Raw genomic sequence first — 25,266 nt, 5'->3', positions numbered from 1 at the left:
GCATGAGCGGGCCGACTTGGCATCGGTCGAAGACCGAGGCCGATGGCAAAAGAGGAAAACGACCCATGGCCATGCCCGTCTATGACCGCGTCCATCCCCTGCGCAAACCAAAGGGCTTCGAGCCCGTCGTGCAGCGCTGGTCCACCGCCTTCGCCAACAACTGCCGCGCGCTCTGCGTCGCCTTCCACGGCGTGCAGGGGCGGAGCGCGGAGGAGGTCCACGCCTCCCCCTTCTTCGGCTGGATCGAAAAGGCGCTGGCCCTGCAGGACGGCCCGACCGTCAGCGACCATGCCGCCTTCGTGGACCCGAACGGGCTCTATACCCACATCCTTGCCGCCTACTGGCTGGATGAGGCCAAGCGCGACCGCTTTCTTGCCGACCCGGTCGTCGCCGGCTGGTGGGAGGACGCCGCCCGCCTCAGCGAACCCACCGGCTATTTCCGCGAGAGCATGACCGTGCCGGTGGAGCGGCAGGAGAGCATCTACTGGCAGGACTATGCCGGCGGCCTCTCAGCCGCGCCGGATGTGGCGCTCTATCCCACGCCGTGGTGCGGCTATTACGGCGCCATGCGCGACCGCATTCCGCTGGCCGCCGCCGACACGCTGGAAAGCCCTGTCCCCGCGCTGGTGCAGGTGGAGCGTGAGACGAAGGGCGCTCGCTGGCGGCTCGCCATTCCGCACAATTTCGCGGTCATCCGCTCCGCCGCCTTCTGGGGCCGCTGCGATCCCGAGCAGGCGGAGAACTACATGCGCGAGCTGCGCGAACCGCTGCTCAAGGGCATGGACTTCCTGAAAGAGAATGGCGAAGCATCCGGCTGCGCCTCCCTGCGCTTCCAGCAGACCTGCGACGCGGCCGGCGTGCCGGTGCTGGAGACCCACGCGCTGGGCTATTTCCTCTCCCTCGGCCATCTGGAGAACTGGGCCGAGCACCACCCCACCCACGAAGCCATCTTCTCCGCCGCCATGGCCCGCTATCGCAAATACGGCAAGGCCAACCAGCTGCGCACCTGGCACGAGGTGTTCGTTCTGCCAGAGGGCGACACGCACCAGTTCGAGTATGTGAACTGCGCGCCGGGCACGGGGCTGCTGGGGTTCTTGCCGGGGGAGCGGGTGTAGGGGCGCTCACGCGGGCGCCGTCATAGCCGACGCGCCCTGCCTGAAGCCGTCATGCCCCGGCTTGTCCGGGGCATCCACCGGGCCGCATGTCCACCGCAAACTGCGAAGCGCCGGCCCGGCCGTTCCGTGGATCCCCCGGACAAGCCGGGGGATGACGGCTGTTCGGGCGCCCGGCGGCCGCCGATCGGCTCAAAACTCCGTCAGATAGGCCGCGTCCCGCTGCACCACCTCGGCGAGGTGCTGGAGCACGGCGCGGAAGCGGCCCATGAATTCCAGATCCTCGTGGACGCTCACATAGATGTCGCGCATCACCACCACCTCGTCGGTGAGGATGGGGATGAGGCGCGGATTGCTCTTGGCCGAGAACAGCGGCAGGAGGCCGATGCCGGCGCCGCGCGCCACCGCATTCTGCTGGGCGTGCATGGAGGTGGAGCGGAACGACACCTTCAGCGGCTCCAGCACATCCAGCAGCCAATGCACCGGCTGGATGGCGACGAGATCCTCCACATAGTCCACGAAGGTGTGGGCGGGCAGCTCCGCCCGCGTCCTCGGCATGCCGAAGCGGCGCACATAGTCCGGCGCCGCATAGAGCGCGAGGCGGAAGGCTCCGAGGCGGCGCACGGCGAGGCGCTGGCCCTGCGGCGGCACGAAGGAGATGGAGATATCCGCCTCGCGCTTGGTGAGATTGATGAGGTGGCGCTCGGTGACCAGCTCCACCACCAGCCCCGGCTCCTTCTCCGCCAGTTCGGCGAAGCGCTCGGCGAGGTAGAAGGCGCCGATGCCCTCCATGGAGGCGACGCGCACATGCCCGCGCGGCGCGCTGGGAGCCGCCTGCAGCGTCTCCTCGACGCCCACCGCCTCCTGCTCGATGCGCTCGGCCACCGCGAACAGGCGATGGCCCGGCTCGGTCAGCACGAAGCCGTCGGGCTTGCGGTCGAACAGCTTGAGGGAGAGATCCTTTTCCAGCTCGCTGATGCGGCGGGAGACCGTCGTGTGGTCCACCTTCAGCCGCCGCGCCGCCGGCATCAGCCGGCCCTGCCGCGCCAGTTCGAGGAAGAAGATCAGGTCGTTCCAGTTGAACATGGCTGAAGATCCTCGGGCGCCCGCCCGGTGATAGCAGCAGCAGGCGCCCCGCCCAACCCCGCCCCGGTTGCAGGACACGGCACGCGAAGACACTGGAGCACGCGGAGACACGAGCGCGCGGATCGGATAAGCCTTGTCGCCTCACCCTGCCCTCTCGCCACCCGCCGCCCCACGGATCGCTCATGCCGGTGAATGACACGCTCGACGCCTTCGTCTCCCATGGCCATTTCGAGCTTGCCCCCACAAGCACGGGGCCGCTCGAAGGCCTCACCTTCGCGCTGAAGGACCTGTTCCACGTGGCCGGCGTGCCCACCGCGGCCGGAAGCCCGGCGTGGCTGGCGAGCCATGGGGTGCCGGCCGAGAATGCGCCTGTCGTGGACATGCTGCTCGGTGCCGGCGCGCGCCTCGTGGGCAAGACCCATACGGACGAGATGGCCTGGAGCCTCAACGGCGAGAACCACCATTACGGCACGCCCATCAACCCCGCCGCGCCGGAGCGCATTCCCGGCGGCTCCTCCTCCGGCTCCGCGGCGGCGACGGCGGGCGGGCTGGTGGATTTCGCCATCGGCTCGGACACCGGCGGCTCGGTGCGGCTGCCCGCGAGCTATTGCGGCCTGTTCGGCCTGCGGCCGACCCACGGGCGCATCCCCATCGCCGGCGCCGTGCCGCTGGCACCCTCCTACGACACGGTGGGCTGGTTCGCGCGCGATGCGCAGACCTTCGAGAAGGTGGGCGCCGTGCTGCTGGGCGATCCCGTGGTGCCCCCCGCGCCGCGGCTGCTGCTGGCCCGCGACCTGTTCGAGGCAGCCGGGCCGAAGGTGACGGCGGCGCTGGCGCCGGCCCTCGCACGCATGACCGCGCTTTATGGTCCGGCGGAGGCCGTGGACGTGGCCCACGGCGCCCTGCCCCACTGGCGCAATGTCTTCCGCATCCTGCAATCGGCCGATGCATGGGCGGCGCATGCCGACTGGGTGCGCGCCGCGCAGCCGGACTTCGGCCCCGGCGTGAAGGAGCGCTTCGCCGCCGCCGCCACCCTCGATCCCGCAGAAGTGGCCGAGGCGCGCGCCTTGCGGGCGCAGGTGCGCGCCCGGATCGATGCGCTGCTGGGAGAGGACGGCATCCTCCTTCTGCCCACGGCGCCCGGCATCGCGCCCCTGCGCGGCACGCCCTTGGCCGATCTGGAGGCGTTCCGCGCCCGCGCCATCGAGCTTCTGTGCCTCTCCGGCCATGCCGGAACGCCGCAGATCTCCCTGCCGCTCTCAACGCTCGAGGGCTGCCCGCTCGGGCTCTCCGCCATGGCGCCGCGCGGCAAGGACGAGATGCTGCTCGCCTTGGCCGTCGCCGTCGCTCGCGCTCGATGATGGGCTCGGGCAGAGCGTCCGTCTGCGGATAGCACTGCCCCGCCTATTCCCTTGCGGTGAAGCCCAAGCCATTGTCCCCGGGATTGGCGGTGCCGGGGGGAGGGGCATCGGGATGCACGAGATTTCCTTGATCGTCACCTGCCTCCTGATCGGCGTCCTGCTGCGCTGGTCCGGCCGGCTGCCTGACACCGCCACCAAGGCCTTCGGTGGCTGGGTGATCAATGTCGCGCTGCCGGCCACCGCCCTGCGGAGCGTCCATCACCTGAAGATGGATGACAGCTGGTGGCTGGCCGCGGCCACGCCGTGGATGGGCGCCCTCCTCGCCATCCTCGTCATCGTGCCCCTGTGCCGCGCCCTCGGCTGGTCGCACCGGCGGGCGGGCGCATTGCTGCTGGTGGGCGGCTGGGGCAACACCTCCTTCGTCGGACTGCCCATGATCGCGGCCTTCGCCGGCAGCCAGTGGCTGGGGCTCGGCATCGTCATCGACCTGTTCGGCTCCTACCTCGCCTTGTCCACGCTGGGCCTCGCCATCGCCGCCGTGGCGAGCGCGGGGCATTTCGACTGGCGGGCGGTGGCGAAGCGGATCGCCACCTTCCCGCCCTTCTGGGCCATCCTCATTGCCTTCGCCACCAACGATCTGCCGCGCCCGGAGTGGCTCGACCATCTGGTCGAGGCGCTGGCCCAGACGCTCACCCCCATCGCCCTCGCGGCCGTGGGCTTTGCCCTTCGACTGGACCGCTTTTCCGGCCGGGTCGGAGCGCTGGCGGTGGGGCTCGGCTATCGGCTGCTGCTGGCGCCGCTGGCCATCTTCCTGATGTATGCGGCGCTCGGACGGACCGGCGATCCGATCGCGCAGGTGGCGATGCTGGAAATGGCCATGCCGCCCATGCTGGGCGCCAGCATCATCGCGCTGGATCACGATCTGGAGCCGGACCTCGTGGCGCTGGTCATCGGCATCGGCGTGCCGTTGTCCATGCTCACGGCGTGGATGTGGTGGGGCCTCGTCATCCACCCATGAGCAGCGGGGTACCGGCCGCAAATCCTTGGAAGTCCAGAGATTTCAGCCGGCAGGCGCTTATTCGTCAGGCCACCTTTTCAGGCAACCTTCGCCATTCGGTGGATCACCTTGTCGGCGATCAGGTCCCCTCCGCCGGCCGCGGCGAAATTGGCCAGCGCCGCGCCGTCGATATGGGCGCGCCACTTGGCCTCCGTCTCCCAGGTCTCGACGAAGATCAGGATGCGCCCGTCGTCCAGCGACTGGTTCAGCTCGTAGCGCAGGCAGCCATCTTCCTTGTGCGTCTCCACCACCAGCTTCTCCTGAAGCGCGCGCAGGGCGCTCTCCTGCCCCTCCTTCGCGGTGATGATGGCGATGACGGTGAGGGGTGCTGCGCTCATGTCTCAATTCCCTAAAGCGTTTCCCCGCGAAGTGGGTACCGGTTCGCGGACAGGAAACGCGGTCTCGATCTCAGCCGCCCGGCGCGGCCGGCGCCACCATAGCGCATGGGCGGCGGGACGCACCCCTCCCCCGGCCCCGTTCTTGCTCGGCCATTCCCACACGCCCGCGCCCCGAGGAGCCGTGATGACCGAAGCCGACACCGCCACCCGCCTGCGGACCATCGCCTGCCCCGCCTGCCACACGGTGGCGCCCGTGCCGGCCGGTACGGACGCCCGCGCGCTTTCGTGCCCGGCCTGCGGCGGGCCGCTCTTCACCGGCAAGCCCATGACGCTCACCGCCGAGAGCTTCACCGCCCACACATCCGAAAGCGACCTGCCCCTCGTCATCGACTTCTGGGCGGACTGGTGCGGCCCCTGCAAGACCATGGCGCCGGTGTTCGAGGCGCTGGCGGCGGAGTTCGAGCCCCATGTGCGCTTCGCCAAGGTGGACACGGACAAGGAGCGCGAGCTGGCCGACTATTTCCGCATCAGCTCCATCCCCACCCTGAGCTTCATCGCCAACCGCAATGAGGTGGCGCGGGTGGCGGGCGCCCTGTTCGCGGGCGACCTCAGGCGCTGGCTCTATGACGCCCTCTCCCGCGCCGGGGAGGCGAAATAGGAACGTCGGATTTCCGACAATTGGAAGGGGTCCGGGCTGGCCCTGATCTTGCGATGCGCTCTGCCGAAGCTTCACCGGACAGGACGCACGCGCCATGGCCTTCACTGTCATCTGCAACAAGGATGCCCTCGTCGAGGGCGCGATGGGCCTTTTCCAGGTCGGCAAGAAGAGCGTGCTGCTGGTGTGGCCGGCGGGCGGGGAGATCAAGGCCTATCGCGGCCGCTGCCCCCATGCCGACATGCCGCTGACGGAAGCCACCTTCGACGGCAAGACCCTCATGTGCACGCACCACATGTGGGGCTTCGACTGCGCCACCGGCAAATGCTCCACCCACCTCGTGCGCAATGCGCTCCATCCCTATGAGATCAAGATCGAGGGCGACGAGATCCAGGTGGATGTCGGCCCGGTGAAGCCCGCCCGGACGCCGGCCTGATCGCCGGTCGCCGGCTCTTCGCGCCTGTCCTATGCTGGGGCCGGGAGGCTCCGGCAATGACACAGAACGCGGGGACACAGCGCATCGTCGTGATCGGAGGCGGCTTCGCCGGCCTGTGGGCGGCCGCCGCGGCGGCGCGGGCGCGGGAGCTGTTCGGCATCGATCCCGGCGCGCTGGAGATCGCCCTCGTGGCGCCGGAGGCGTTCCACACCATCCGCGTGCGCTGCTACGAGGACAACCTCGCCGCCATCCGCCTGCCGCTGGACGATCTGCTCGCCCCCATCGGCGCGACGCGCATCGCGGCGGCCGTGACGGCCATCGATCCCGCCGCGCGGAGCTTCGCCACCGCGGCCGGGCCGCTCGCCTATGACCGGCTGATCCTCGCCGCCGGCAGCGCGCTGCGCGTGCCGGACATCCCCCGCGCGCAGCCCACCTTCGACGTGGACAGCTACGCCGGTGCCGAGCGGCTCGCGGCGCACCTTGCCAGCCTCGCCGCCGGCCCGCGCGATGCGGCGACAGGAACCGCCGTGGTCATCGGCGGCGGACTGGCGGGGGTGGAGATCGCCTGCGAGCTGCCGGGCCGGCTGCGTGCCCTTCTGGGCGAAGGCGCCCCGGTGCGCGTCGTTCTCGTGGATCGCCACGAAATCGGCGCCGCCATGGGTGCGGGCGCGGCCACGGTCCGCACCGCCCTCGCGGCGTCCGGCGTGGAGGCGCGCGACCATGCGGGCATCGCGGCCGTGGAGGCCGACGGTGTGCGGCTCGCGGACGGCACTTCCATCCCCGCCCGCGCGGTCGTCTTCACCACCGGTGCCCATGCGAGCCCGCTTGCCGGACAGCTCGGCGTGCCGCTCGACCGGCTGGGGCGGGTGGCGGTGGACGCCTTTCTGAAGGTGGAGGGCGTCACAGATGTCTATGCGGCGGGGGATTGCGCGGTGGCGGCGGCGGACGCTCTCGGCCACGTCACCGTCATGTCCTGCCAGCACGCCCGCCCCATGGGCCGCCTCGCCGGCCACAATGCGGTGTGCGACCTCGCCGGCCGGCCGCAAGACCGCGTCGCCTTCTCCGCGCCGGACTATGTGACGGTGATGGACCTCGGCCCCGAGGGCGCGGTCTACACCTCCGGCTGGGATCGCGGCACGCTGGTCGCGTCGGGTGCCGCCGCCAAGACGGTGAAGCAGACCATCAATTGCAGCCGCATCTACCCGCCGCTGCCCGCGACGAAGGAGGCCATGTTCGCCGCCGCCGCACCGGTGATTCAGGCGCCGCCGGCGACGAAGTGAGGGAGCTATGGGCCGGTGTTCGGGCCCGTACCGCCGTCATGGCCGGGCTTGTCCCGGCCATCCACGTGGGCTGGCCGGGGACATCTCTTCGGGCATCGTGCCTGCGGCCCGACGTGGATGCCCGGGACAAGCCCGGGCATGACACCCATGCTGGAGGAGCCGCAGTTCACAGGAAAGACGCCCCTCACCGCATCTCGGCGAGAAAAGCGCGGACCTCTTCGGGGTTCACGTCCTTGGCGATGAAGGCTTCGCCGATGCCGCGCACGAGGATGAAGGTCAGCGCGCCACGGCTCACCTTCTTGTCCTGGGCGATGAGTGTCATCAACCCGTCCGTGTCGGGCAGTTCGCCGGGCACGTCGGAAATCTTCGTCGGCAGGCCCACGGCCTCCAGATGCCGCACCACCCGCGTCACGTCCTGCCCGGAGCACAGGCCGAGCTTCGCGGAAAACGCAAGGGCCAGCGCCATGCCGATGGCGACGCCCTCGCCGTGGAGGAGGCGCTGGGAATAGCCGGCGCCGGCCTCCAGAGCGTGGCCGAAGGTATGGCCGAGATTGAGGAGCGCCCGGTCGCCGGTCTCCTTCTCGTCCCGGGCGACGATGGCGGCCTTGGCCATGCAGCTCGCGGCCACCGCCGTGATGCGCTCCTGCCCGCCGCCGATCACGCCCGGCCAGTCCCGCTCCAGGGTCTCGAACAGCGCGTAATCGCCGAGCAGGCCGTATTTCACCACCTCGGCATAGCCGGCCTTCACCTCGCGCACGGGCAAGGTGTTCAGCGCGGCAGTATCGGCCAGCACCAGAACCGGCTGGTGGAAGGCACCGATGAGGTTCTTGCCCTGGGGCGAGTTGATGCCGGTCTTGCCGCCCACGGAGGAATCGACCTGGGAGAGCAGCGTCGTCGGCGCCTGCACCACGTCCACGCCCCGGCGCAGCACCGAGGCGGCGAAGCCCGCGAGGTCGCCCACCACGCCGCCGCCCAGCGCCAGCACGAGGTCGCGGCGCTCGATGCGGGCGGCGATCAGCCCTTCCACCACCTGCTCCAGCCCCGGCCAGCCCTTGGTCTTCTCGCCGGGCGGCACGACGATGGCGGTGTGGGGGATGCCGGCGGCATCCAGCGAGGCGGCAACGGTGGCGAGATGGCCGGCGGCCACCACGTTCTCGTCGGTGACGATGGCGACGCGCGCGCCCTTGCGCAGGGCCGTCACATGGGTGCCGGCCTCGGCCAGGAGGCCGGGGCCGATATAGATGTCATAGGGCTTGCCGGCCACGTCCACGCGCACGGTGCTGCGGGTGATCTCGCCCATGGGGAGGCCTTCCGCCTCGGCGGAGATGGCGGTGGCGGAGGAGAGGGGCGCCATGGCAATGCTTTCGGGATGCGCGACGAGATGGGCGTGGACGGCGCCGATCACCTCTTCCACCACCAGCTCGTGGACCACGTCGCGGCTGTCCACGGTCACGTCGGCGAGGGCATAGGTGTCGGCCCGCTGGGCGTGCAGCGCGGCGAGCTTCTGCGCCGGGTCGCCCTGGGCGAGGAGGGGACGGTCGGTGCGCTTCTTCACGCGCCGCAAAAGGGTGTTGAGATCGGCGCGCAGCCAGACGGAGACGCCATGACGTCCCACCGCCGCGCGGGTGTCCGCATTCATGAAGGCACCGCCGCCGGTGGCGAGCACGCAGGGGCCGGATTGCAGCAGGCGCGCGACCACGCGCTTCTCGCCCTCGCGGAACTCGGCCTCGCCGTGGCGGGCGAAGATTTCCGGAATGCTCATGCAGGCGGCGCGCTCGATCTCCTCGTCGGCATCGACGAAGGTGAGCCCCAGCCGTTTCGCAAGGCGCCGCCCCACGGAGGACTTGCCCGCGCCCGGCATCCCCACCAGCACGATGGAGCGTCGCCCCAGCCGCTTCAGCATCTCGGGGGAGGAGATCGGCCCCGTCGTCTCGGTCTCGCCGGTGCGGGGCTCGGGGAACTTCTGCGTCTGCACCGGTGGGCCTCGTTCAGCGCGCTCAGGACGGATGGGGGATCGGGCCTCAAGGATTTCCACCCTTGCCGAGCCTGCGGCTCTAGCATCCGCCGCGCGAGCGGGCAATCAGGGCTGTCCCCAGCCCCGGCGTCCGCAGGCACCATTCCTCCCCAGCCGACAGCCCTGCCACGGGCAACGCCCCAATCACCCTCCCGGCCTACCGCCGCAAGGCTTTGCCCCTTCACAAACCGAGGCGTGGCCGTAGTTTTGTGCCTCTTGACTCACGCGGACTCTAGACAACAGCCCCCCGATTCGATTCCAATGGCCTTGATTCGGAGAGATGCGGCACGTCCCTCCAGATCGAGGACGTGGGGGCGTGGGACTTAGGCCGTCCGGTGCCCCCGGAGACCCGGAGGAGACCGGCGATGGCACGCGCCAACGCTGCGAGCGTAGGCGCGCGCGACCAAGCCATGCGAGGCCTGGCAAGGTCGATCGCGCGCCCTGCCTACCAGCGCCTGCTGGATGCGGAGCCGGTCCTGCGCCGGATCGTCCCGGCCCTCATTGTCACCTTCCTCGGCGTCATCGGCGTCGGCGCGGTCGTGCAGGTGCACGCCCATCGCGTCGCCGAGCTGAACAACGCCAAGGACGACATTGCCCTTCTCGCCCTCGCCACCGCCGATGCGCTGACGCTGCGCGCGGGCAATGCGCTCGCCAAGGTGCCCGGCGCCCTCGCCGAGAGCCTGCCCCCCCGCGCCACCGAGGCCGGACGGCGGGTGTTCGTCACCGACGGGCAAGGCCACATCATCGCCGCCGCCCCGACAGGCGAGGCTCCGGCCAATCTCTCCGACATTCTCGATCCCTCCCAGCCCCTCGTCATCTTCGCCGAGCGGGCGGGCGTGCTCGAAGTGCCCTACGGCACCGGGACCGCGCTCGCCACCGTGCGCAATCTCCAGGCGCCGCTGGGCCAGATCGTCTATCTCCAGCCCACCGAGAAGGCGCTGGCCGCGTGGTCGGACACCACCACGCTGACGGTGACGCTGTTCACCACCACCGGCGCGGTGCTGCTCATCCTCGGCTTCTCCTTCCACTGGCAGGCGAGCCGGGCGCGTGAGGCGGACGTGATCTACGAGACGGTGCGCCGCCGCATCGACACCGCCCTCAACCGCGGCCGCTGCGGCATGTGGGACTGGGACATGGCGCGCGGGCGCATGTACTGGTCCGACACCATGTTCGAGATCCTCGGGCTGGAGCACCGCGACGAGCTGGTCTCCTTCGGCGAGATTTCCCGCCTCGTGCACCCCGACGACGGCGACCTCTACGAGCTGGCGCAGGAACTCGCCGAGCGGCCCGGCACCCCGGTGGACCGGGTGTTCCGCATGCGCACCGCCAAGGGCGACTTCGTGTGGCTGCGCATGCGCGCCGAAGTGGTGCAGCAGGCGGGCGAGGACGGCCCCCACCTCATCGGCATCGCCATGGATGTCACCGAGGCGCAGCGTATGGCGGAACGCACCGTCACCGCCGACATGCGCCTCAGAGACGCCATCGAGAGCATTTCCGAGGCGTTCGTGCTGTGGGACAGCCAGAACCGCCTCGTGCTGTGCAATTCCAAGTTCCAGTCGCTGCACGAACTGCCCGACGAGACCATCGTCGCCGGCACCTCCTTCGACACCATCGCCTCGGTCGGCCGCCACCCGGTGACGCGCACCCCGCTGAAGCCGGAAGACAAGCCGGAGGAAGGCTCCCGCGCGTTCGAAGCGCAGCTCTCCAACGGCCGCTGGCTCAAGATCGCCGAGCGCCGCACCAAGGATGGCGGCTACGTCTCGGTGGGTACTGACATCACCACCATGAAGCGCCACGAAGAGCGCCTCATGGACAATGAGAAGCGCCTGATGGCGCTGGTCGCCGACCTGCGCAAATCCCAGCAGACGCTGGAGCATCAGGCCCAGCAGCTCGCGGAACTTGCCGAGAAGTATTCGGAAGAGCGCAACAAGGCCGAGGACGCCAACCGCGCCAAGAGCGAATTCCTCGCCAACATGTCCCACGAGCTGCGCACGCCGCTCAACGCCATCATCGGCTTCTCGGAGATCATGGAGAGCGGCATGTTCGGCCCGCTCGGCTCGGCGAAGTACGCGGAATACTGCTCCGACATCAAGGGCTCGGGCACCTACCTCCTCGACGTCATCAACGACATCCTCGACATGTCGAAGATCGAGGCGGGCCGCATGCAGCTCGAGGTGGAGAACGTGGCCCTCGGCGAGATCATCGCGGACGCCATGCGCGTCACGGCGGTGAACGGCGACGAGAAGGGCGTGGCCATGACCATGGAGGCCGCCGACAACCTCGTCATCAAGGGCGACCGCCGCGCGCTGAAGCAGATTTTGCTCAACCTCCTCTCCAATGCCGTGAAGTTCACCCCCGAGGGCGGGCGCATCGCGGTGAAGGCGCGGGTGAACGGGGCGGCGGCGGTGATCGCCATCGAGGACACCGGCATCGGCATCGCCAAGGGCGCGCTCGCCCGCATCGGCCGGCCGTTCGAGCAGGTGGAAAGCCAGTTCACCAAGACCCACAAGGGGTCCGGGCTGGGGCTCGCCATCGCCAAGTCGCTGGTGGAGCTGCACGGCGGCGCCATGCGCATCCGCTCCATCGAAGGCTCCGGCACCACCGTCTTCGTCCGCCTGCCGGTGGACGGACGGGCGGCGAACTCCAACGAGACGCCGAGGCTGGCTGCGGTGATGTGAGGGAGCGGGGGCGTCCACGTCCCTCCCTCTGACAAGCCCCTCCCATCGGCCACCGTCCCACCTACCCTCAGCCGTCATCGCCCGCCTCGTGCGGGCGATCCACTTCGGGGCCAGAGGGGTGCCCGGATTTGGGGCAGGCCGACGAACGCAGGAGTGGATCCCCCGGACAAGCCGGGGGATGACGGCCCCCAAGCGTCATGGCCGCGTCACCCGTTGTCATTCCCCGCCGCAAGCCCGAACGGCCCGGCTGTGATCCTGAGGCAGAAGCCGACGCCCGGCGCGTAGTCGAGCACCAGCGAGAGGCCCCGAAGCCGAGCTATCGGCCGTTGACATGCTCAGTGCAAACTGAACCATCTAAACTGAAAATTGCATCAGTCAGTCGGGGGGCGACGTGCCTGCCATCAAGCTTGGACCTGGAGTCAGGGCGACACTGCGAAACGTCTCCATTTCTGGCTTCGACGTTGGAGTCGAGGGAGACGTTGGAGCTTCTGTGGATGCAGAGCGGGTTCATTTCGATCGCGTCGCGCAGCCTTGGCTGTTTCCAGATGCTGGCCCCAGTCGTATTGCCGAGACAAGAATCAAGAACCAACCTGAGAAGCCTCCCAGTTCCACTAAAGGATGGAGGCGGCTCGGACCACCGCTTCCCGCCTTTTGCCCCCGTTGCAAATGCGTATTTCCATCGCGCTCTTACGAGATAAGAAACCCGAGATTTCTATCTAAAGATAATGAAGAGACGTGCAGAAACTGCGGATTTGAACACGCCAAGGTGAGTGACGGCCTGTTCGAATTGACAACAGACGTCTTACACGTAATTGATGCGCCAGATTTCACTCATGCAATGTTGGCATCTCTCGTCGATCTTGCGTCTTCGGTCGTAAATGAAAAAATAGATGCTGCAGAAGCAGTCGATTGCTATACACAAATCAGCCCCACGCTTGGGCAAATTGCGAAGTCTGCCTTATCCATTGGAGCGAGTGCCCTGATGTATATATCAGCGGCAGCCGCGATCTACGGCGCCGTGCTGCAGAAGGAGGCACTCACGATCTCTCAAGAGCAGCTCAAGCTTCAACGGGAAAGCAACGCTTCGTCGGACCAAGCCCTTGAGCGAACACTCGGAGCGCTTTCAGAAATAAAATTTACCCTAGAGCGACTACCAAGCCAGATCGATCAAAAACAGAAAACGGATTTAGGCGAGAGCAAAGTGGAAAAGCAGAAAGGGCAAGTCGAACTCAAACCAAAGCGCAAAATAAAAGCTCGGGAAGCCCGAAGACAGATTGAGGCGGCGCGCAGGCAGGCGTTTAACCCACGTCCAGGGAAGCCATAGATCTCTGCATTTAATAGCTCCAGATAAACGATGCCCGCCACCGGAGGCCGCCCCATGATGACCCCGCATCGCCTCACCCTCCTCGCCCTCGCCGCTTTCCTCGCGACCGCGCCCCTCCCCGCCCTCGCCCACGACCCCATCGACGGCTCGAAGCCGCCGCCGCAGACCTCGGGCGTCTCCATCCCGCCCGGCCAGATCGCGCGGGCGGTGAAGGAGATCGATTCTCTGGCGCAGGAGATGATGGCGCGTTCCGGCGTGCCCGGCCTCGCCGTGGTGGTGGTGCAGGACGGCAAGGTGCTGGCCCTCAAGGGCTATGGCGTGCGCAAGGCGGGCGAGGCGGCGCCCATCGATGCGGACACCGTGTTCCAGCTCGCCTCTTTGTCCAAGGCGGTGGGCGCGGGCGTGGTGGCGCATGAGGTGGGGAAAGGCCGGGTGAAGTGGGACACGCCGGTGCGCACCCTGCTGCCGTGGTTCGTGCTGAGCGACCCGTGGGTGAGCGATCACGTCACCCTCGCCGATCTCTACAGCCACCGCTCCGGCCTGCCGGACCATGCGGGCGACGAGTTGGAGAGCATCGGCTTCGACCGCCGGCAGGTGCTGGAGCGGTTGAGGCTGCTGCCGCTGGCGCCGTTCCGCGCGAGCTATTTCTATACCAATTTCGGCCTCACCGCCGCCGCCGAGGGCGTCGCCACCGCCGCCGGCAAGGAGTGGGCGGACCTCTCGCAGGCGGTGCTCTACAAGCCCCTCGGCATGGCGGCGACCTCCTCGCGCTTCGCCGATTTCATGGCCCGCCCCAACCGCGCCATCCCCCATGTGCGGGCGGACGGGAAGGCGGACGGCAGCTTCGTGCCGAAATACCAGCGCGATCCCGATGCCCAGGCGCCGGCGGGCGGGGTGTCCTCGTCCGCGCGGGACATGGGGAAGTGGCTCGCCTTCGTGCTCGGCAACGGCACGGTCGAGGGCAAGGAGATCGTCCCCGCCGCCGCGCTGCTGCCGGCCATGCGGGGCGAGACCATCTCCTCCCCCGCTTATGCGGTGGATGCCCGCCCCGGCACCTATGGCTACGGCTTCGGCGTCGGCGTCTCCCCGGCCGGGCGGGTGACGCTGGACCATTCCGGCGCCTTCATCCTCGGCGCGGCGACGAACTTCGTGCTGCTGCCCTCGGAGAAGCTCGGTATCGTGGTGCTCACCAATGCCCAGCCCACCGGCGCCCCCGAGGCGCTGGCCATGAGCTTCATGGACTTCGTGCAGTTCGGCGGGCTGACGCGGGACTGGTACGCCGCCTATCAGCCGCTCATTTCGCCCATGTACAAGCCGGCCGGCGACCTCGTGGGCAAGGCTCCGCCGCAGAAGCCGGAGCCGGCCAAGCCGCTGGCGAACTATACCGGCACCTATGCCAACGCCTATTTCGGCGACGCCACGGTGGCGGAGGAGGCGGGCGGCCTCGTGCTCATCATCGGCCCCCTGCCCCGCCGCTACCCCCTCGCCCACTGGAGCGGCGACACCTTCACCTTCCGCCCGGTGGGCGAGGAGACGTTCCCGCCGGGCACCATCTCACAGGTGAAATTCGCCGACGGGCGGATGAGCGTGGAGATCTTCAACGACAACGGGCTCGGCACCTTTGCCCGCAAGTGAGAGCGCCTGAAGGGAGAGCGCCATGGTCTTCTGGGTTCCGCTCATCGCCTATACGGCGGTCCTCCTCCTGTCGGCGCTCTCCTTCGCCCGCCAGCCGGCGCCGCGCCGGCTGATCGATCTCGCGCGGGCGCTCCTGCGATACATCAATCTCTTCCCCGTGGGCCTCATGGGGTTGTGGGGGGCGCTCGGGCATATCGTGTTCCCGGCGCAGTCCGCCGCCGCCATCGGCTGGGCGACCAGCCCGTTCCAGACCGAGGTGGGCCTCGCCAATCTCGGCATGGGGCTCGCGGGAATCATCGCTGCCTTCTGGCGCGACTGGGGCTTCCGCGCCGCCGTGGCGGTGATGATGGCCGGCTTTCTCGGCGGGGCGGGCATCAACCACATCATCCAGATCGGCAAGACCGGCAATTTGGCCGCAGGCAATGCCGGCCCCATTCTCTACACGGACCTCCTCACGCCGCTTTTGCTCATCATCCTCCTCGCCCTGACCTACCGATCCGACCGGGCCGCGCGCCCGTAGGACGGGATAGAGCTGGAGCGCCTGGACGGGCATGGTGGACGAGGAAAGAAACCGCTTCTCCGCGCGGGCCGCGCGCTATGCCCGGGTGGGCGCCAATGTGGGCGGGGTCGCCGCGCGCATCGCAGGCGCCCGCCTCATGGGGCTCGATCGCGACGGCAACAACGCAGCCGCCCTCGCCTCCGCCCTCGGCGGGCTGAAAGGGCCGCTGATGAAGGTGGCCCAGCTCATGGCCACCATTCCGGACGTGCTGCCCCCCGAATATGCCGCCGAACTTCAGAAGCTGCAGAGCGATGCCCCGCCCATGGGCTGGGCCTTCGTGCGCCGGCGCATGATGGCGGAGCTGGGCCGCGACTGGGAGCAGAAATTCGCCAGCTTCGAGCACGCCCCCTCCGCCGCCGCCTCCCTCGGGCAGGTGCACAAGGCGGTGACGCTGGAGGGCGCGCGCGTCGCCTGCAAGCTCCAGTATCCGGACATGCAGGCCGCCGTGGAGGCGGACCTCTCCCAGCTCGATGTGCTCTTTTCCATCCATCGCCGCATGGACGGCGCCATCGACACCCGCGAGATCGCCCGCGAGATCGGCGAGCGGGTGCGCGAGGAGCTGGACTATCGCCGCGAGGCCAAGCACGCCGCGCTCTATGCCCACATCCTGAAGGACGAGCCCAAGGTCCGCGTGCCCGGCACCCATGCCGATCTCTCCACCGGCCGGCTCCTCACCATGGACTGGCTGGACGGGGAAAAGATCCTCGGCTTCACCGACCATCCGCTGGCCGAGCGCAACGCGCTGGCCGAAGCCATGTTCGCCGCCTGGTGGCAGCCCTTCTCGCGCTTCGGCGTGATCCATGGCGATCCCCACCTGGGCAACTACACCGTCTTCTCGGTAGAAGGGCGGCCGGCCGGCATCAACCTGCTCGATTACGGCTGCATCCGCATTTTCCCGCCGGCCTTCGTGGCGGGCGTGGTGGACCTCTATCGCGGGCTGATGGCGGGCGACGACGCGCGGGTGGTGCACGCCTACGAGACGTGGGGCTTCAAGGGGCTGAAGCGCGAATTGATCGATGTCCTGAACATCTGGGCGCGCTTCATCTACGGCCCCCTCATGGACGACCGGGTGCGCACCATTGCGGATGGCGTGTCGCCCGCCGCCTATGGCCGCAAGGAGGCGTTCACCGTCCACACCGCGCTGAAGCAGCTCGGGCCTGTGACGGTGCCGCGGGAGTTCGTGTTCATGGACCGCGCCGCCATCGGCCTCGGCGGAGTCTTCCTGCATCTGAAGGCGGAACTCAACTTCCACCGCCTGTTCGAGGATGCCATCGCCGATTTCTCCGCCGAGGGCGTCGCCGCCCGGCAGGCGGAGGCGCTGAAGGTGGCGGGTCTCTAGGCCTATCGCGTCCCGGACCAGCGACACCGAAGGTGGAGCGCCGATCCGGGACCCAGGGGAAAAGGCGGCGAAGCCGGCAATGCCTGCCGCATCCCCGCTTGAGCCGCCTTCGGCGTACCTTCGCGCTGGACCCCGGCTCTCCCTCCGCTCACGCTCCGCTCGGCCGGGGTACAGAGCCGCTAGACCGGCCGCCCCTCGATCACCAGCGCACCATCCCCCGCCCGCGCCGGCAGCGGGGCGAGGCGGCGGTGGAGGTGCACCATGAAGGCGGTGCCGAACACCGGCAGGATCAGGTTGAGGATCGGCACGAACAGGATCGGCGCGATGAGCAGGCCGGCGACGAACACCGTCACCCCGTTCGCCCGCCTGAGCGCCCGTGCCTCTTCCGGCGTACGATAGCGCATGGCGGCCAGCTCGAAATATTCCCGGCTGATGAGATAGGCGTTGGCCACGTAGAAGATGATGACGTTCACCCCCGGCACCAGCAGCAGGAGCAGCGCCGCGAGGTTCACCAGCAGCACCAGCCCGAAGAAGCGCACCGAATAGAACAGCGCGCGCAGGAAGGGCTGCGGCTGGCCGGGCGGATCGTTGGGATAGGTCGTGGTCTCCACCCGCTCGGCCACCTCGTCGAGGAAGAGGCCCGCCACCAGCGATGATACCGCCGGCATCAGATAGACGATGCCGAACACCAGCCCCAGCCCCGCGATCACCGCCAGTGTGGTCTCGATCCACGGATAGGACGAGATTTCGACGAAATGGGTCAGCGCGGCCTCCAGTCCCACGGCGAGGGCGATGAGCAGCGCCAGCGCCAGCCCCATGGATTTCAGCAGTACGCCGCGCAGCAGCGGCGAGAAGGTCTGTCGCAAGGCGAGGATGGCGGCGGCGAGCATGATCGTTCCCGGTAAGCGCGGACCTTCTGGCGCAGGCGAGAGGTAGGGTCTGCGGCGCTGGGGCTCAAGTGCGTATCGTCTGAAACGCGTTCCAAAAGCAGGGTCGCCCCAGACAGCGCGCTCGTCATGCCCGGGCTTGTCCCGGGTATCCACATCGGGCCGACAGAATAGTCCTCGAAAAGCCGTTCCCGGCCGCTCCACGTGGATGGCCGGGACAAGCCCGGCCATGACGGTGGTGAGCGCTGACGAGCGCTTGGGGACTGATCGTCGACAACCCCACCACTTCACAGCGTGACGCGCACCGCGTTCGTCACCTGCAGCACGCCCCACTGGTGGAAGCGTTCGGAATAGAGCTTGCGGATTTCGGCGAGCTTGGCGGCCGCCTCCGGCGTATCGGGGTGATAGATGAGCACGAGGCGCATGCCCTCGCGCACCACCTGCGCCGTGCCGTGGGCCTCGCCCTTCACCTGCCCATAGGCCGCGATCACGGTAAGTCCATCCGGGAAGCGGGGCGTCACCTCGGTGGTGAGGAAGCTCTCCCATTCCTGCTCGCTCACCCCGCTGCCGTCGGCGCTGGCGAGGCCGAACAGCAGCTTGGTTTCGATCATCACCACGCTGATGCCCGGCTTGAGCGTCGCGGGGGCGGCTTCCTCCGCGCGGGCGGGGGCAGGCGGGAGGCCGGTGGACAGGAGGAGGCCGGCGAGCAGCAGCGCGGCGCATCGCCACGCTTCGCGTCTGCTGGCGGGAAAGGGCGTCGGAAGCGGCATCGGGAATCAGGGCTCCGCTAAGGAAGCCTGAGCATTGGCGGCCCCGCGCCCGGCCGCAAGCGCCCGCCGCCGTGCGCGCGGGAGCGGTCCTCGCCCGGACCGAGAACGAACGTTCACTCTTGCGCCGCAATCGTGCCCGCAGTATTGCGAACGAACATTCGCTCTCGCTCATGTCCCAAGGTGCCGATCCGCGCTGATGTCACGCCCCATCCCAGAGACCGCGCTGCGCGAAGCCGCCGCCCCGCGCCCCGACCACCGGCAGGAGCAGCGCAAGCGCATCCTTGATGCCGCCAAGGCCTGCTTTGGCCGCGACGGCTTCCATGGCGCCTCCATGCAGAAGATCTGCGCCGAGGCGGACATGAGCCCGGGGGCGCTCTACCGTTATTTCCCCTCCAAGGAATCCCTCATCGCCGCCATCGTCGAGAGCGAGCGAGCCGAACGGCTCGGCATGTTCGACATGATCACCAGGGCGCCGTCCGTGCTGGGCGCCCTGTCGTCCTGCCTCGCCCTGCTGCTGACCGAGGATCACATGGCCTCGGCCCGGCTCGGCCCGGAGATCATGGCCGAGGCGATCCGCAATGCCGACCTGCGCAAGACCATCGACGCCTGCGAGGCCGAAACCAGCACCCTCCTGGCCGATGCGCTTGCGGCCGCCGTGAAGCAGGGCGAGATCGACCCCGCGCTCGACATCGAGAGCGTCGCCATCGTGATCCAGCTCATCGGCGACGGCGTGCTGCTGCATCACCAGCTCCATCCCGAATGGAAACTGGAGGAGCGGATGCCCGCCATCGAGGCGATGGTGCGCCGGATGCTGGCCCCGGCCCAACCGAAAGCGGTGCCGGAATGACACGCACCATCGAGAACTGCATCTTCGCCCCCTTACGTCACGGGAATGCCGCGGTTGAACCGCACGTTCCCGCGCCCATCCGGAACGAGGTTCTTTCCGCCATGTCCGCGTCCGTCCGTCCGGCGCTCCGTCCCGCCCGCTCCGCGGCCTCCCGCCTTGCCGTCTCGGCCTTCGCCGTTCTCGCCGCCGGCGCCCTTGCCGCGCCCCCTGCGACTGCGGCCGAGCCCGCGAAGGCGGCCGACGCGGCCCGCGCGTCGGCGCTTTCGGTGACGGTGGTGAAGCCCCGGCCCGATACCCTGACCGACACGCTGCTCGTCACCGGCTCCATCAAGCCGCGCGAAGAGATCGAGGTGGGGCCGGAGATCGAGGGCTATCGCCTCATGGAGATCCTGGTGGAGGCCGGCGACCGGGTCCAGAAGGGCCAGGTGCTGGCCCGCCTCTCGCGCGACGTGCTGGAGACCCAGCTCGCCCAGAATACCGCCTCCGCCGCCAAGGCCCGCGCCGCCATCGCCCAGCAGCAGGCGGCGCTCGATCAGGCCATCGCGCAGGAAACCGAAGCCACCTCCGCCGTGGAGCGCACCCGCCAGCTCAGCAAGACCGGCACCTCCTCGCAGGAGCAGCTGGAGCAGCGCGAGCGCGCGGCCAAGGTCGCCACCGCCCAGGTCGCCGCCGCCCGCGAGACGCTGATCGCCGCCCAGGCGGAAGCGGTGTTCGTGAAGGCGCAGCGCGACGAGATCGAGGTGAAGCTGAAGCGCACCGATGTGCGCGCCCCCGCCGCCGGCCTCGTGCTGTCGCGCGAGGCCAAGCTCGGCGCCATCGCCCTCTCCACCCGCGCCGCGCCGCTGTTCCGCATCGCCGAGGACGGCGCCATGGACCTCGACGCCGACGTGCCGGAAGGCGCCATGCCGCGCATGAAGGACGGGCTTTCCGTGCAGGTGGTGCCGGCCGGCTTCGACGAGCCCATCGGCGGCAAGGTCCGCCTCGTCTCCGCCGAGGTGGACCGCGCCTCGCGCCTCGGCAAGGTGAAGATCGCGCTGCCCGACGACCCGCGCCTGAAGTCCGGCGCCTACGGCCGCGCGGTGATCGCGCTCGGCGAGGTGAAGGGCCTCAGCCTGCCCCAGTCCGCCGTCATGTTCGACGCGGAGGGCGCCTATGTGCTCACCGTCACCGACGGCATCGTCGGCATCCAGCGCATCACGCCCGGCCTGAAGAAGGAGGGCCGCATCCTCGTCACCGAGGGGCTCTCCGCCGACGCCGACGTGGTGGCGCGGGCCGGCAGCTTCCTGCGCGACGGCGACCGGGTGACGCCGGTGACGGCGCCCGTCTCCCTGGGCGAGGCGCGCTGATGGCCCTCAACGTTTCCGCCTGGGCGATCCGCAAGCCCGTCCCCGCGCTCGTCTTCTTTTTCATCCTGACGGCGCTCGGCATCGTGCATTTCCGGGAACTCCCGGTGACGCAGATGCCGAACATCGACCTGCCCATCGTCATGGTCACCGTCACCCAGTCCGGCGCCGCGCCGAGCGAGCTGGAGACGCAGGTGACGAAGAAGGTGGAGAACGCCATCGCCGGCATCTCCGGCGTCAAGCACATCACCTCCTCCATCAGCGAGGGGGCGAGCGTCACGCTGGTGGAATTCCACCTGGAGACGCTGGTGGACCGCGCCGTGAACGACACGCGCGACGCCATCACCAAGATCCGCATGGACCTGCCTCGCTCCATCGACGAGCCGCAGATCCAGCGCATCGACATCGAAGGCCTGCCCATCGTCACCTACGCGGTCTCCGCGCCCAACATGACGACGGAGCAGGTGAGCTGGTTCATCGACGACACCCTCGCCCGCGCTTTGCAGGGCGTGCGCGGCGTGGCGCAGGTGAAGCGGCAGGGCGGCGTGGACCGCGAGATCCGCATCTCCCTCAATCCCGACCGGCTGATGTCGCTCGGCATCACCGCCGCCGAGGTGAGCCGGCAATTGCGCGCCACCAATCTCGACGTCTCCGGCGGCCGGGGCGAAGTGGGCACGCAGGAGCAGCCCATCCGCACGCTCGCCGGCGCGTCCTCGGTGGAAGCGCTGGCCGACACCCGCATCGTGCTCTCCAACGGCCGCTCCGTGCGGCTGGGGGAGCTGGGCAGCGTGGTGGACGGCGCGGCGGAGCAGCGCGTGTTCGCCCGGCTCGACGGCAAGAGCGTGGTGGCCTTCGGCGTCTACCGCGCCAAGGGCTTCTCGGACGTGACGGTCTATGACCGCGTGACCGAGGAACTCGCCAAGCTGCGCGCCGCCCATCCCGACGTCACCATCACCGAGATCGACACCACGGTCCGCTTCACCAAGTCGGACTACCAGAGCGCCATGCACACGCTGATCGAGGGTGCCATCCTCGCGGTCATCGTGGTGTTCCTGTTCCTGCGCGACATCCGCGCGACGCTGATCACCGCGCTTGCGATCCCGCTCTCCATCCTGCCCACCTTCTGGGTCATGGACATGCTGGGCTTCTCGCTGAACGCGGTGAGCCTGCTCGCCATCACGCTCGTCACCGGCATCCTGGTGGACGACGCCATCGTGGAGATCGAGAACATCGTCCGCCACATGCGCATGGGGAAATCTCCCTATCGCGCGGCCATTGAGGCGGCGGACGAGATCGGCCTCGCGGTGGTGGCGACCACCCTCACCATCGCCGCCGTGTTCGCGCCCGTGTCCTTCATGGGCGGCATCGCGGGCCAGTACTTCAAGCAGTTCGGCCTCACGGTGGCCATCGCCGTGCTGTTCTCGCTGGCGGTGGCGCGGCTCATCACGCCCCTGGTGGCGGCCTATTTCCTGAAGGACACCGGCCACCGCGAGGGCCGGGACAGCCTCGTGATGCGCGGCTACGTGCGCCTGCTCTCCTGGTCGGTGAAGCACCGCTTCGCCACCATCGGCATGGGCATCGCCATCTTCGCCGGCTCCATCTGGCTGTCCACGCTGCTGCCCTCCGGCTTCCTGCCCACCAACGACATCTCCCGCGCCCTTCTCTCGGTGGAGCTGCCGCCCGGCAGCACGCTGGCGGAGACGCAGAAGGTGTCGGACGAGATCGCCCGCGCGGCCCTCAGCCTGCCCGAGGTGAGGAGCGTCTACGCCACCGCCGGCTCCGGCGGCTCCGGCGGCCTCGCCCTCACCTCCGGCGAGGTGCGCAAGGCGCAGGTCGTCATCAACCTGAAGCCGCGCAGCGAGCGCAAGATCGACCAGAAGACCTTCGAGACCCAGTTCTCGAAGACGCTGGCCGCCATGCCGGACCTGCGCGTCTCCTGGAGCCAGAACGGGCAGAACACCCAGCGCGGCTTCCAGGTGATCCTCTCCGGCAGCGATGGCGCGTCCGTCGCGGATGCCGCCGTGGCGGTGGAGAAGGCGGTGCGCGCCGACGTGCCGGAACTTGCCAACGTTGTCTCCTCCGCCGCCCTGGACCGGCCGGAGATCCGCATCGTGCCCAAGCTGGACGAGGCGGCGGAGCTGGGCGTCTCGGTGGACACCATCGCCGAGACGGTGCGCATCGCCACCATCGGCGACATCTCCGCCAACCTCGCCAAGTTCTCCGCCAAGGACCGGCAGATCGACATCCGCGTGCAGCTCGCCGAGAACGCGCGGACCCGGCTCTCCACCTTCGACGCACTGAAGGTGCCCACCGCCTCCGGCGGCGCGGTGCCGCTCTCCGCCGTGGCGGATGTCCAGTTCGGCAAGGGCCCGACGGCGCTGGACCGCTACGACCGCGCGCGGCGCGTGGCGGTGGAGGCGGACCTCGTGGGCGACACGCCTTTGGGCGACGCCCTCGCCAAGGTGAAGGCCCTGCCCGCTTCGCAGAACCTGCCTGCCGGCGTGACGCTGAAGGAGGCCGGCGACGCCGAGATCATGGCGGAGGTGTTCTCCGGCTTCGCCATGGCCATGGCGGCGGGCCTGATGCTGGTTCTGGCGGTGCTGGTGCTGCTGTTCCACGACATCCTCCAGCCCATCACCATCCTGGTCTCCCTGCCGCTGAGCGTGGGCGGCGCCTTCATCGCACTGCTCATCACCGGCAATTCGGTATCCATGCCGGTGGTCATCGGCTTCCTCATGCTGATGGGCATCGTGACGAAGAACGCCATCCTGCTGGTGGATTTCGCCATCGAGTCCATGCACCAGGGCGTCGACCGCTTCACCGCCCTCATCGAGGCCGGCCGCAAGCGGGCGCAGCCCATCGTCATGACCACCATCGCCATGGTGGCGGGCATGGTGCCCTCGGCCATGGCGCTGGGCGAAGGCGGCGCCTTCCGCGCGCCCATGGCCATCGCGGTCATCGGCGGCCTCATCACCTCCACCGTACTGTCGCTGGTGTTCGTGCCGGCGGTGTTCACGGTGATGGACGATTTGAGCCACATCCTCGGCCGCATCTTCGGTCGCTTCATCGGCGCCAAGGACGAGCCGGATGGCCACGATCTGCCTCCGGCCCTGCACCATCCGGCAGGCGAGTAGCCGAGCCATCCACCCACCGCGAGCGGCCCTCCCCTCCACCCGGACGGGAGGGCCGCTTGACTCGCGTCGCTATCTGTACCAATTGGTACATTATTGACCAATTAGTACAGGAGACACCCATGGCCCGCCCGCCGCTGCCACCCTTCACCGTCGAGACCGCCACGCAGAAGGTGCGCATGGCGGAGGATGCCTGGAACACCCGCGCCCCCGAGCGCGTCTCCCTCGCCTACACGCCGGACAGCCGCTGGCGGAACCGCTCCGACTTTCTCACCGGCCGGCCGGAGATCGTCACCTTCCTCACCGCCAAGTGGCGGCGGGAGCTGGACTATCGCCTCATCAAGGAGCTGTGGGGGCTGAACGACAACCGCATCGCGGTGCGCTTCCAGTATGAGTGGCACGATGCCGATGGCGCGTGGTACCGCTCTTATGGCAACGAGCAGTGGGAGTTCGACGCCGAGGGCCTGATGCGCCGGCGCGAGGCTTCCATCAACGACGTGGCGATCGCCGAGAGCGACCGCCGCTTCCTCTGGCCCCTCGGCCCGCGTCCGGCGGACCATCCGGGCCTCACCGAACTGGGGATGTGATGGCACGAACGGTGGCCGAGCGCGCGGACATCCTGCCCCTCCTGGGCGAGGTGTTCCGCGAGCACGGATACGAGGGGGCGAGCCTCGCCCACATCACCGCCCGCACCGGGCTCGGCAAGGGAAGCCTCTATCACTTCTTCCCCGGCGGGAAGGAGGAGATGGCGGCTGCCGTGCTCGCCGAGATCGACGGCTGGTTCGAGGTCAATGTCTACGCGCCCCTGCGGGCAGACGGCGACCCCGCCGCCGCCGTGCGGGACATGCTGGCCCGCACCGATGCCTATTTCCGCTCGGGCCGGCGCGTCTGCCTTGTGGGCGTGTTCGCTTTGGGCGAGGTGCGGGACCGGTTCGGCGCAGCGGTCGCCTCCTACTTCGCCCGCTGGCGGGATGCGCTGGCCGCCGCCCTCACCCGCGCGGGCTTCCCCTCCGCTCAAGCGGACGACCGGGCGGAGGAAGCGGTGCTCGCCATCCAGGGCGCGCTGGTGCTGGCCCGGGCGCTGGATGATCCCGCCGTGTTCGGCCGGGCGCTGGAGCGGCTGGGCCAGCGGCTGCTGGACGGACTCTAACCAGACAAATATAATCAACTTAATTCAGACTTGACGCGTTCGATAAAACGAACAATATTGCCGCCATGTTCGCCCCGGAACGGATGGGCCTTCCTATGATGATGTGTCGCTGACAGCCGCTGGAGCGGCGTGAAACCGCCGAATGCCGCGCAGAGCGTGGCCCTGTCCCGGTTGCGCCGACACCCATCCCTTCCCGAGCCGCCTGTTCCCCCGTCCTCCGCTCCCTCCCGCGGCGTCTCCGCGCCGGACGAAAGACCGGATTGA

The 25,266-nt window shown here is 68.9% G+C and carries 21 protein-coding genes; 16 read left to right on the top strand and 5 right to left on the bottom strand.

What is annotated here, in order from left to right; genetic code table 11:
* The first annotated feature begins 65 nt into the window (after positions 1 to 65).
* Entirely contained in the window at positions 66 to 1,115 is a 1,050-nt protein-coding gene (locus tag EJ105_RS10775) for a phenylacetaldoxime dehydratase family protein (RefSeq protein WP_029554881.1), read from the top strand.
* 189 nt (positions 1,116 to 1,304) lie between these two features.
* Here the strand turns inward: EJ105_RS10775 and EJ105_RS10770 are convergent, their stop codons facing one another.
* Positions 1,305 to 2,198: a LysR family transcriptional regulator gene (locus EJ105_RS10770; protein ID WP_024278203.1), complete on the bottom strand. Its 894-nt coding sequence runs from the start codon at positions 2,196 to 2,198 to the stop codon at positions 1,305 to 1,307.
* Positions 2,199 to 2,380: 182 nt separating this feature from the next.
* Here EJ105_RS10770 and EJ105_RS10765 point away from each other — a divergent pair, with 182 nt between their 5' ends.
* Together EJ105_RS10765 and EJ105_RS10760 are read left to right on the top strand one after the other, a co-directional pair.
* Complete coding sequence (locus EJ105_RS10765) at positions 2,381 to 3,559, top strand: amidase (RefSeq protein WP_250166327.1); 1,179 nt, start codon at positions 2,381 to 2,383, stop codon at positions 3,557 to 3,559.
* 112 nt (positions 3,560 to 3,671) lie between these two features.
* Positions 3,672 to 4,577, top strand: coding sequence for an AEC family transporter (locus tag EJ105_RS10760; protein ID WP_250166326.1), 906 nt, complete (start codon positions 3,672 to 3,674; stop codon positions 4,575 to 4,577).
* Positions 4,578 to 4,654: 77 nt separating this feature from the next.
* Here the strand turns inward: EJ105_RS10760 and EJ105_RS10755 are convergent, their stop codons facing one another.
* Positions 4,655 to 4,954, bottom strand: coding sequence for a putative quinol monooxygenase (locus EJ105_RS10755; RefSeq protein WP_029554884.1), 300 nt, complete (start codon positions 4,952 to 4,954; stop codon positions 4,655 to 4,657).
* A gap of 184 nt (positions 4,955 to 5,138) precedes the next feature.
* Here EJ105_RS10755 and trxA point away from each other — a divergent pair, with 184 nt between their 5' ends.
* From trxA to EJ105_RS10740, 3 genes are all read left to right on the top strand, one after another.
* On the top strand, positions 5,139 to 5,612 hold the full coding sequence (trxA, locus tag EJ105_RS10750; RefSeq protein ID WP_250166325.1) for a thioredoxin: 474 nt from the start codon (positions 5,139 to 5,141) through the stop codon (positions 5,610 to 5,612).
* A gap of 94 nt (positions 5,613 to 5,706) precedes the next feature.
* Complete coding sequence (locus EJ105_RS10745; protein WP_250166324.1) at positions 5,707 to 6,045, top strand: Rieske 2Fe-2S domain-containing protein; 339 nt, start codon at positions 5,707 to 5,709, stop codon at positions 6,043 to 6,045.
* Between the two features lie 56 nt (positions 6,046 to 6,101).
* A complete protein-coding gene (locus EJ105_RS10740) occupies positions 6,102 to 7,325 on the top strand; it encodes an NAD(P)/FAD-dependent oxidoreductase (protein WP_250166323.1) in 1,224 nt (407 codons plus the stop codon).
* Between the two features lie 184 nt (positions 7,326 to 7,509).
* Here EJ105_RS10740 and aroB read toward each other — a convergent pair whose 3' ends face one another.
* Positions 7,510 to 9,300 carry a 3-dehydroquinate synthase gene (gene aroB / locus EJ105_RS10735; RefSeq protein ID WP_394042000.1) on the bottom strand — a complete coding sequence of 597 codons (1,791 nt, stop codon included), beginning with the start codon at positions 9,298 to 9,300 and terminating at the stop codon, positions 7,510 to 7,512.
* A gap of 404 nt (positions 9,301 to 9,704) precedes the next feature.
* On the opposite strand from aroB, the gene EJ105_RS10730 reads away from it, so the two are divergent.
* The 5 genes from EJ105_RS10730 to EJ105_RS10710 all read left to right on the top strand — a co-directional run bounded on the left by EJ105_RS10730 (position 9,705) and on the right by EJ105_RS10710 (position 16,874).
* Positions 9,705 to 12,017: a sensor histidine kinase gene (locus EJ105_RS10730; protein ID WP_250166322.1), complete on the top strand. Its 2,313-nt coding sequence runs from the start codon at positions 9,705 to 9,707 to the stop codon at positions 12,015 to 12,017.
* 391 nt (positions 12,018 to 12,408) lie between these two features.
* Positions 12,409 to 13,341, top strand: coding sequence for a GumC domain-containing protein (locus EJ105_RS10725; RefSeq protein WP_250166321.1), 933 nt, complete (start codon positions 12,409 to 12,411; stop codon positions 13,339 to 13,341).
* A 54-nt stretch (positions 13,342 to 13,395) separates the two neighbouring features.
* Positions 13,396 to 14,976, top strand: coding sequence for a serine hydrolase (locus tag EJ105_RS10720; RefSeq protein WP_250166320.1), 1,581 nt, complete (start codon positions 13,396 to 13,398; stop codon positions 14,974 to 14,976).
* A 22-nt stretch (positions 14,977 to 14,998) separates the two neighbouring features.
* Positions 14,999 to 15,496, top strand: a complete 498-nt coding sequence (locus tag EJ105_RS10715) for a DUF6790 family protein (protein WP_250166319.1) — start codon at positions 14,999 to 15,001, stop codon at positions 15,494 to 15,496.
* A gap of 31 nt (positions 15,497 to 15,527) precedes the next feature.
* Complete coding sequence (locus EJ105_RS10710) at positions 15,528 to 16,874, top strand: ABC1 kinase family protein (RefSeq protein WP_250166318.1); 1,347 nt, start codon at positions 15,528 to 15,530, stop codon at positions 16,872 to 16,874.
* A gap of 179 nt (positions 16,875 to 17,053) precedes the next feature.
* Here the strand turns inward: EJ105_RS10710 and EJ105_RS10705 are convergent, their stop codons facing one another.
* Entirely contained in the window at positions 17,054 to 17,764 is a 711-nt protein-coding gene (locus EJ105_RS10705) for a sulfate transporter family protein (protein WP_250166317.1), read from the bottom strand.
* 284 nt (positions 17,765 to 18,048) lie between these two features.
* Positions 18,049 to 18,531: a DUF3574 domain-containing protein gene (locus tag EJ105_RS10700; protein ID WP_250166316.1), complete on the bottom strand. Its 483-nt coding sequence runs from the start codon at positions 18,529 to 18,531 to the stop codon at positions 18,049 to 18,051.
* Between the two features lie 196 nt (positions 18,532 to 18,727).
* Between EJ105_RS10700 and EJ105_RS10695 the strand changes: the two genes are divergently transcribed.
* The 5 genes from EJ105_RS10695 to EJ105_RS10675 all read left to right on the top strand — a co-directional run bounded on the left by EJ105_RS10695 (position 18,728) and on the right by EJ105_RS10675 (position 25,002).
* Positions 18,728 to 19,378, top strand: coding sequence for a TetR/AcrR family transcriptional regulator (locus EJ105_RS10695; protein ID WP_029554895.1), 651 nt, complete (start codon positions 18,728 to 18,730; stop codon positions 19,376 to 19,378).
* Between the two features lie 101 nt (positions 19,379 to 19,479).
* Positions 19,480 to 20,724, top strand: coding sequence for an efflux RND transporter periplasmic adaptor subunit (locus tag EJ105_RS10690; protein ID WP_250166315.1), 1,245 nt, complete (start codon positions 19,480 to 19,482; stop codon positions 20,722 to 20,724).
* On the top strand, positions 20,724 to 23,855 hold the full coding sequence (locus tag EJ105_RS10685; RefSeq protein ID WP_250166314.1) for an efflux RND transporter permease subunit: 3,132 nt from the start codon (positions 20,724 to 20,726) through the stop codon (positions 23,853 to 23,855). Before EJ105_RS10690 ends, EJ105_RS10685 begins: the two co-directional genes overlap by 1 nt.
* A gap of 119 nt (positions 23,856 to 23,974) precedes the next feature.
* The gene (locus EJ105_RS10680) at positions 23,975 to 24,439 is read left to right on the top strand and encodes a nuclear transport factor 2 family protein (RefSeq protein ID WP_250166313.1); all 465 of its coding nucleotides are present in this window, start codon (positions 23,975 to 23,977) and stop codon (positions 24,437 to 24,439) included.
* Positions 24,439 to 25,002, top strand: coding sequence for a TetR/AcrR family transcriptional regulator (locus EJ105_RS10675; RefSeq protein ID WP_250166312.1), 564 nt, complete (start codon positions 24,439 to 24,441; stop codon positions 25,000 to 25,002). The genes EJ105_RS10680 and EJ105_RS10675 overlap by 1 nt, the downstream gene beginning before the upstream one ends.
* Positions 25,003 to 25,266: the final 264 nt, after the last annotated feature.

This window comes from Xanthobacter aminoxidans, assembly GCF_023571765.1.
GTDB lineage: Bacteria > Pseudomonadota > Alphaproteobacteria > Rhizobiales > Xanthobacteraceae > Xanthobacter > Xanthobacter aminoxidans.
The sequence above is the reverse complement of the archived record's forward strand: the minus strand, read 5'-3'. Positions and strand labels throughout refer to the sequence as shown.

Coding starts and splice junctions, on each gene's coding strand:
- EJ105_RS10745 (WP_250166324.1), top strand. CDS start 5,707: ATGGCCTTCACTGTCATCTGCAACAAGGATGCCCTCGTCGAGGGCGCG.
- EJ105_RS10740 (WP_250166323.1), top strand. CDS start 6,102: ATGACACAGAACGCGGGGACACAGCGCATCGTCGTGATCGGAGGCGGC.
- EJ105_RS10775 (WP_029554881.1), top strand. CDS start 66: ATGGCCATGCCCGTCTATGACCGCGTCCATCCCCTGCGCAAACCAAAG.
- EJ105_RS10685 (WP_250166314.1), top strand. CDS start 20,724: ATGGCCCTCAACGTTTCCGCCTGGGCGATCCGCAAGCCCGTCCCCGCG.
- trxA (WP_250166325.1), top strand. CDS start 5,139: ATGACCGAAGCCGACACCGCCACCCGCCTGCGGACCATCGCCTGCCCC.
- EJ105_RS10730 (WP_250166322.1), top strand. CDS start 9,705: ATGGCACGCGCCAACGCTGCGAGCGTAGGCGCGCGCGACCAAGCCATG.
- EJ105_RS10705 (WP_250166317.1), bottom strand. CDS start 17,764: ATGCTCGCCGCCGCCATCCTCGCCTTGCGACAGACCTTCTCGCCGCTG.
- EJ105_RS10755 (WP_029554884.1), bottom strand. CDS start 4,954: ATGAGCGCAGCACCCCTCACCGTCATCGCCATCATCACCGCGAAGGAG.
- EJ105_RS10720 (WP_250166320.1), top strand. CDS start 13,396: ATGATGACCCCGCATCGCCTCACCCTCCTCGCCCTCGCCGCTTTCCTC.
- EJ105_RS10715 (WP_250166319.1), top strand. CDS start 14,999: ATGGTCTTCTGGGTTCCGCTCATCGCCTATACGGCGGTCCTCCTCCTG.
- EJ105_RS10675 (WP_250166312.1), top strand. CDS start 24,439: ATGGCACGAACGGTGGCCGAGCGCGCGGACATCCTGCCCCTCCTGGGC.
- EJ105_RS10760 (WP_250166326.1), top strand. CDS start 3,672: ATGCACGAGATTTCCTTGATCGTCACCTGCCTCCTGATCGGCGTCCTG.
- EJ105_RS10680 (WP_250166313.1), top strand. CDS start 23,975: ATGGCCCGCCCGCCGCTGCCACCCTTCACCGTCGAGACCGCCACGCAG.
- EJ105_RS10700 (WP_250166316.1), bottom strand. CDS start 18,531: ATGCCGCTTCCGACGCCCTTTCCCGCCAGCAGACGCGAAGCGTGGCGA.
- EJ105_RS10710 (WP_250166318.1), top strand. CDS start 15,528: ATGGTGGACGAGGAAAGAAACCGCTTCTCCGCGCGGGCCGCGCGCTAT.
- EJ105_RS10765 (WP_250166327.1), top strand. CDS start 2,381: ATGCCGGTGAATGACACGCTCGACGCCTTCGTCTCCCATGGCCATTTC.
- EJ105_RS10695 (WP_029554895.1), top strand. CDS start 18,728: ATGTCACGCCCCATCCCAGAGACCGCGCTGCGCGAAGCCGCCGCCCCG.
- EJ105_RS10690 (WP_250166315.1), top strand. CDS start 19,480: ATGTCCGCGTCCGTCCGTCCGGCGCTCCGTCCCGCCCGCTCCGCGGCC.
- EJ105_RS10770 (WP_024278203.1), bottom strand. CDS start 2,198: ATGTTCAACTGGAACGACCTGATCTTCTTCCTCGAACTGGCGCGGCAG.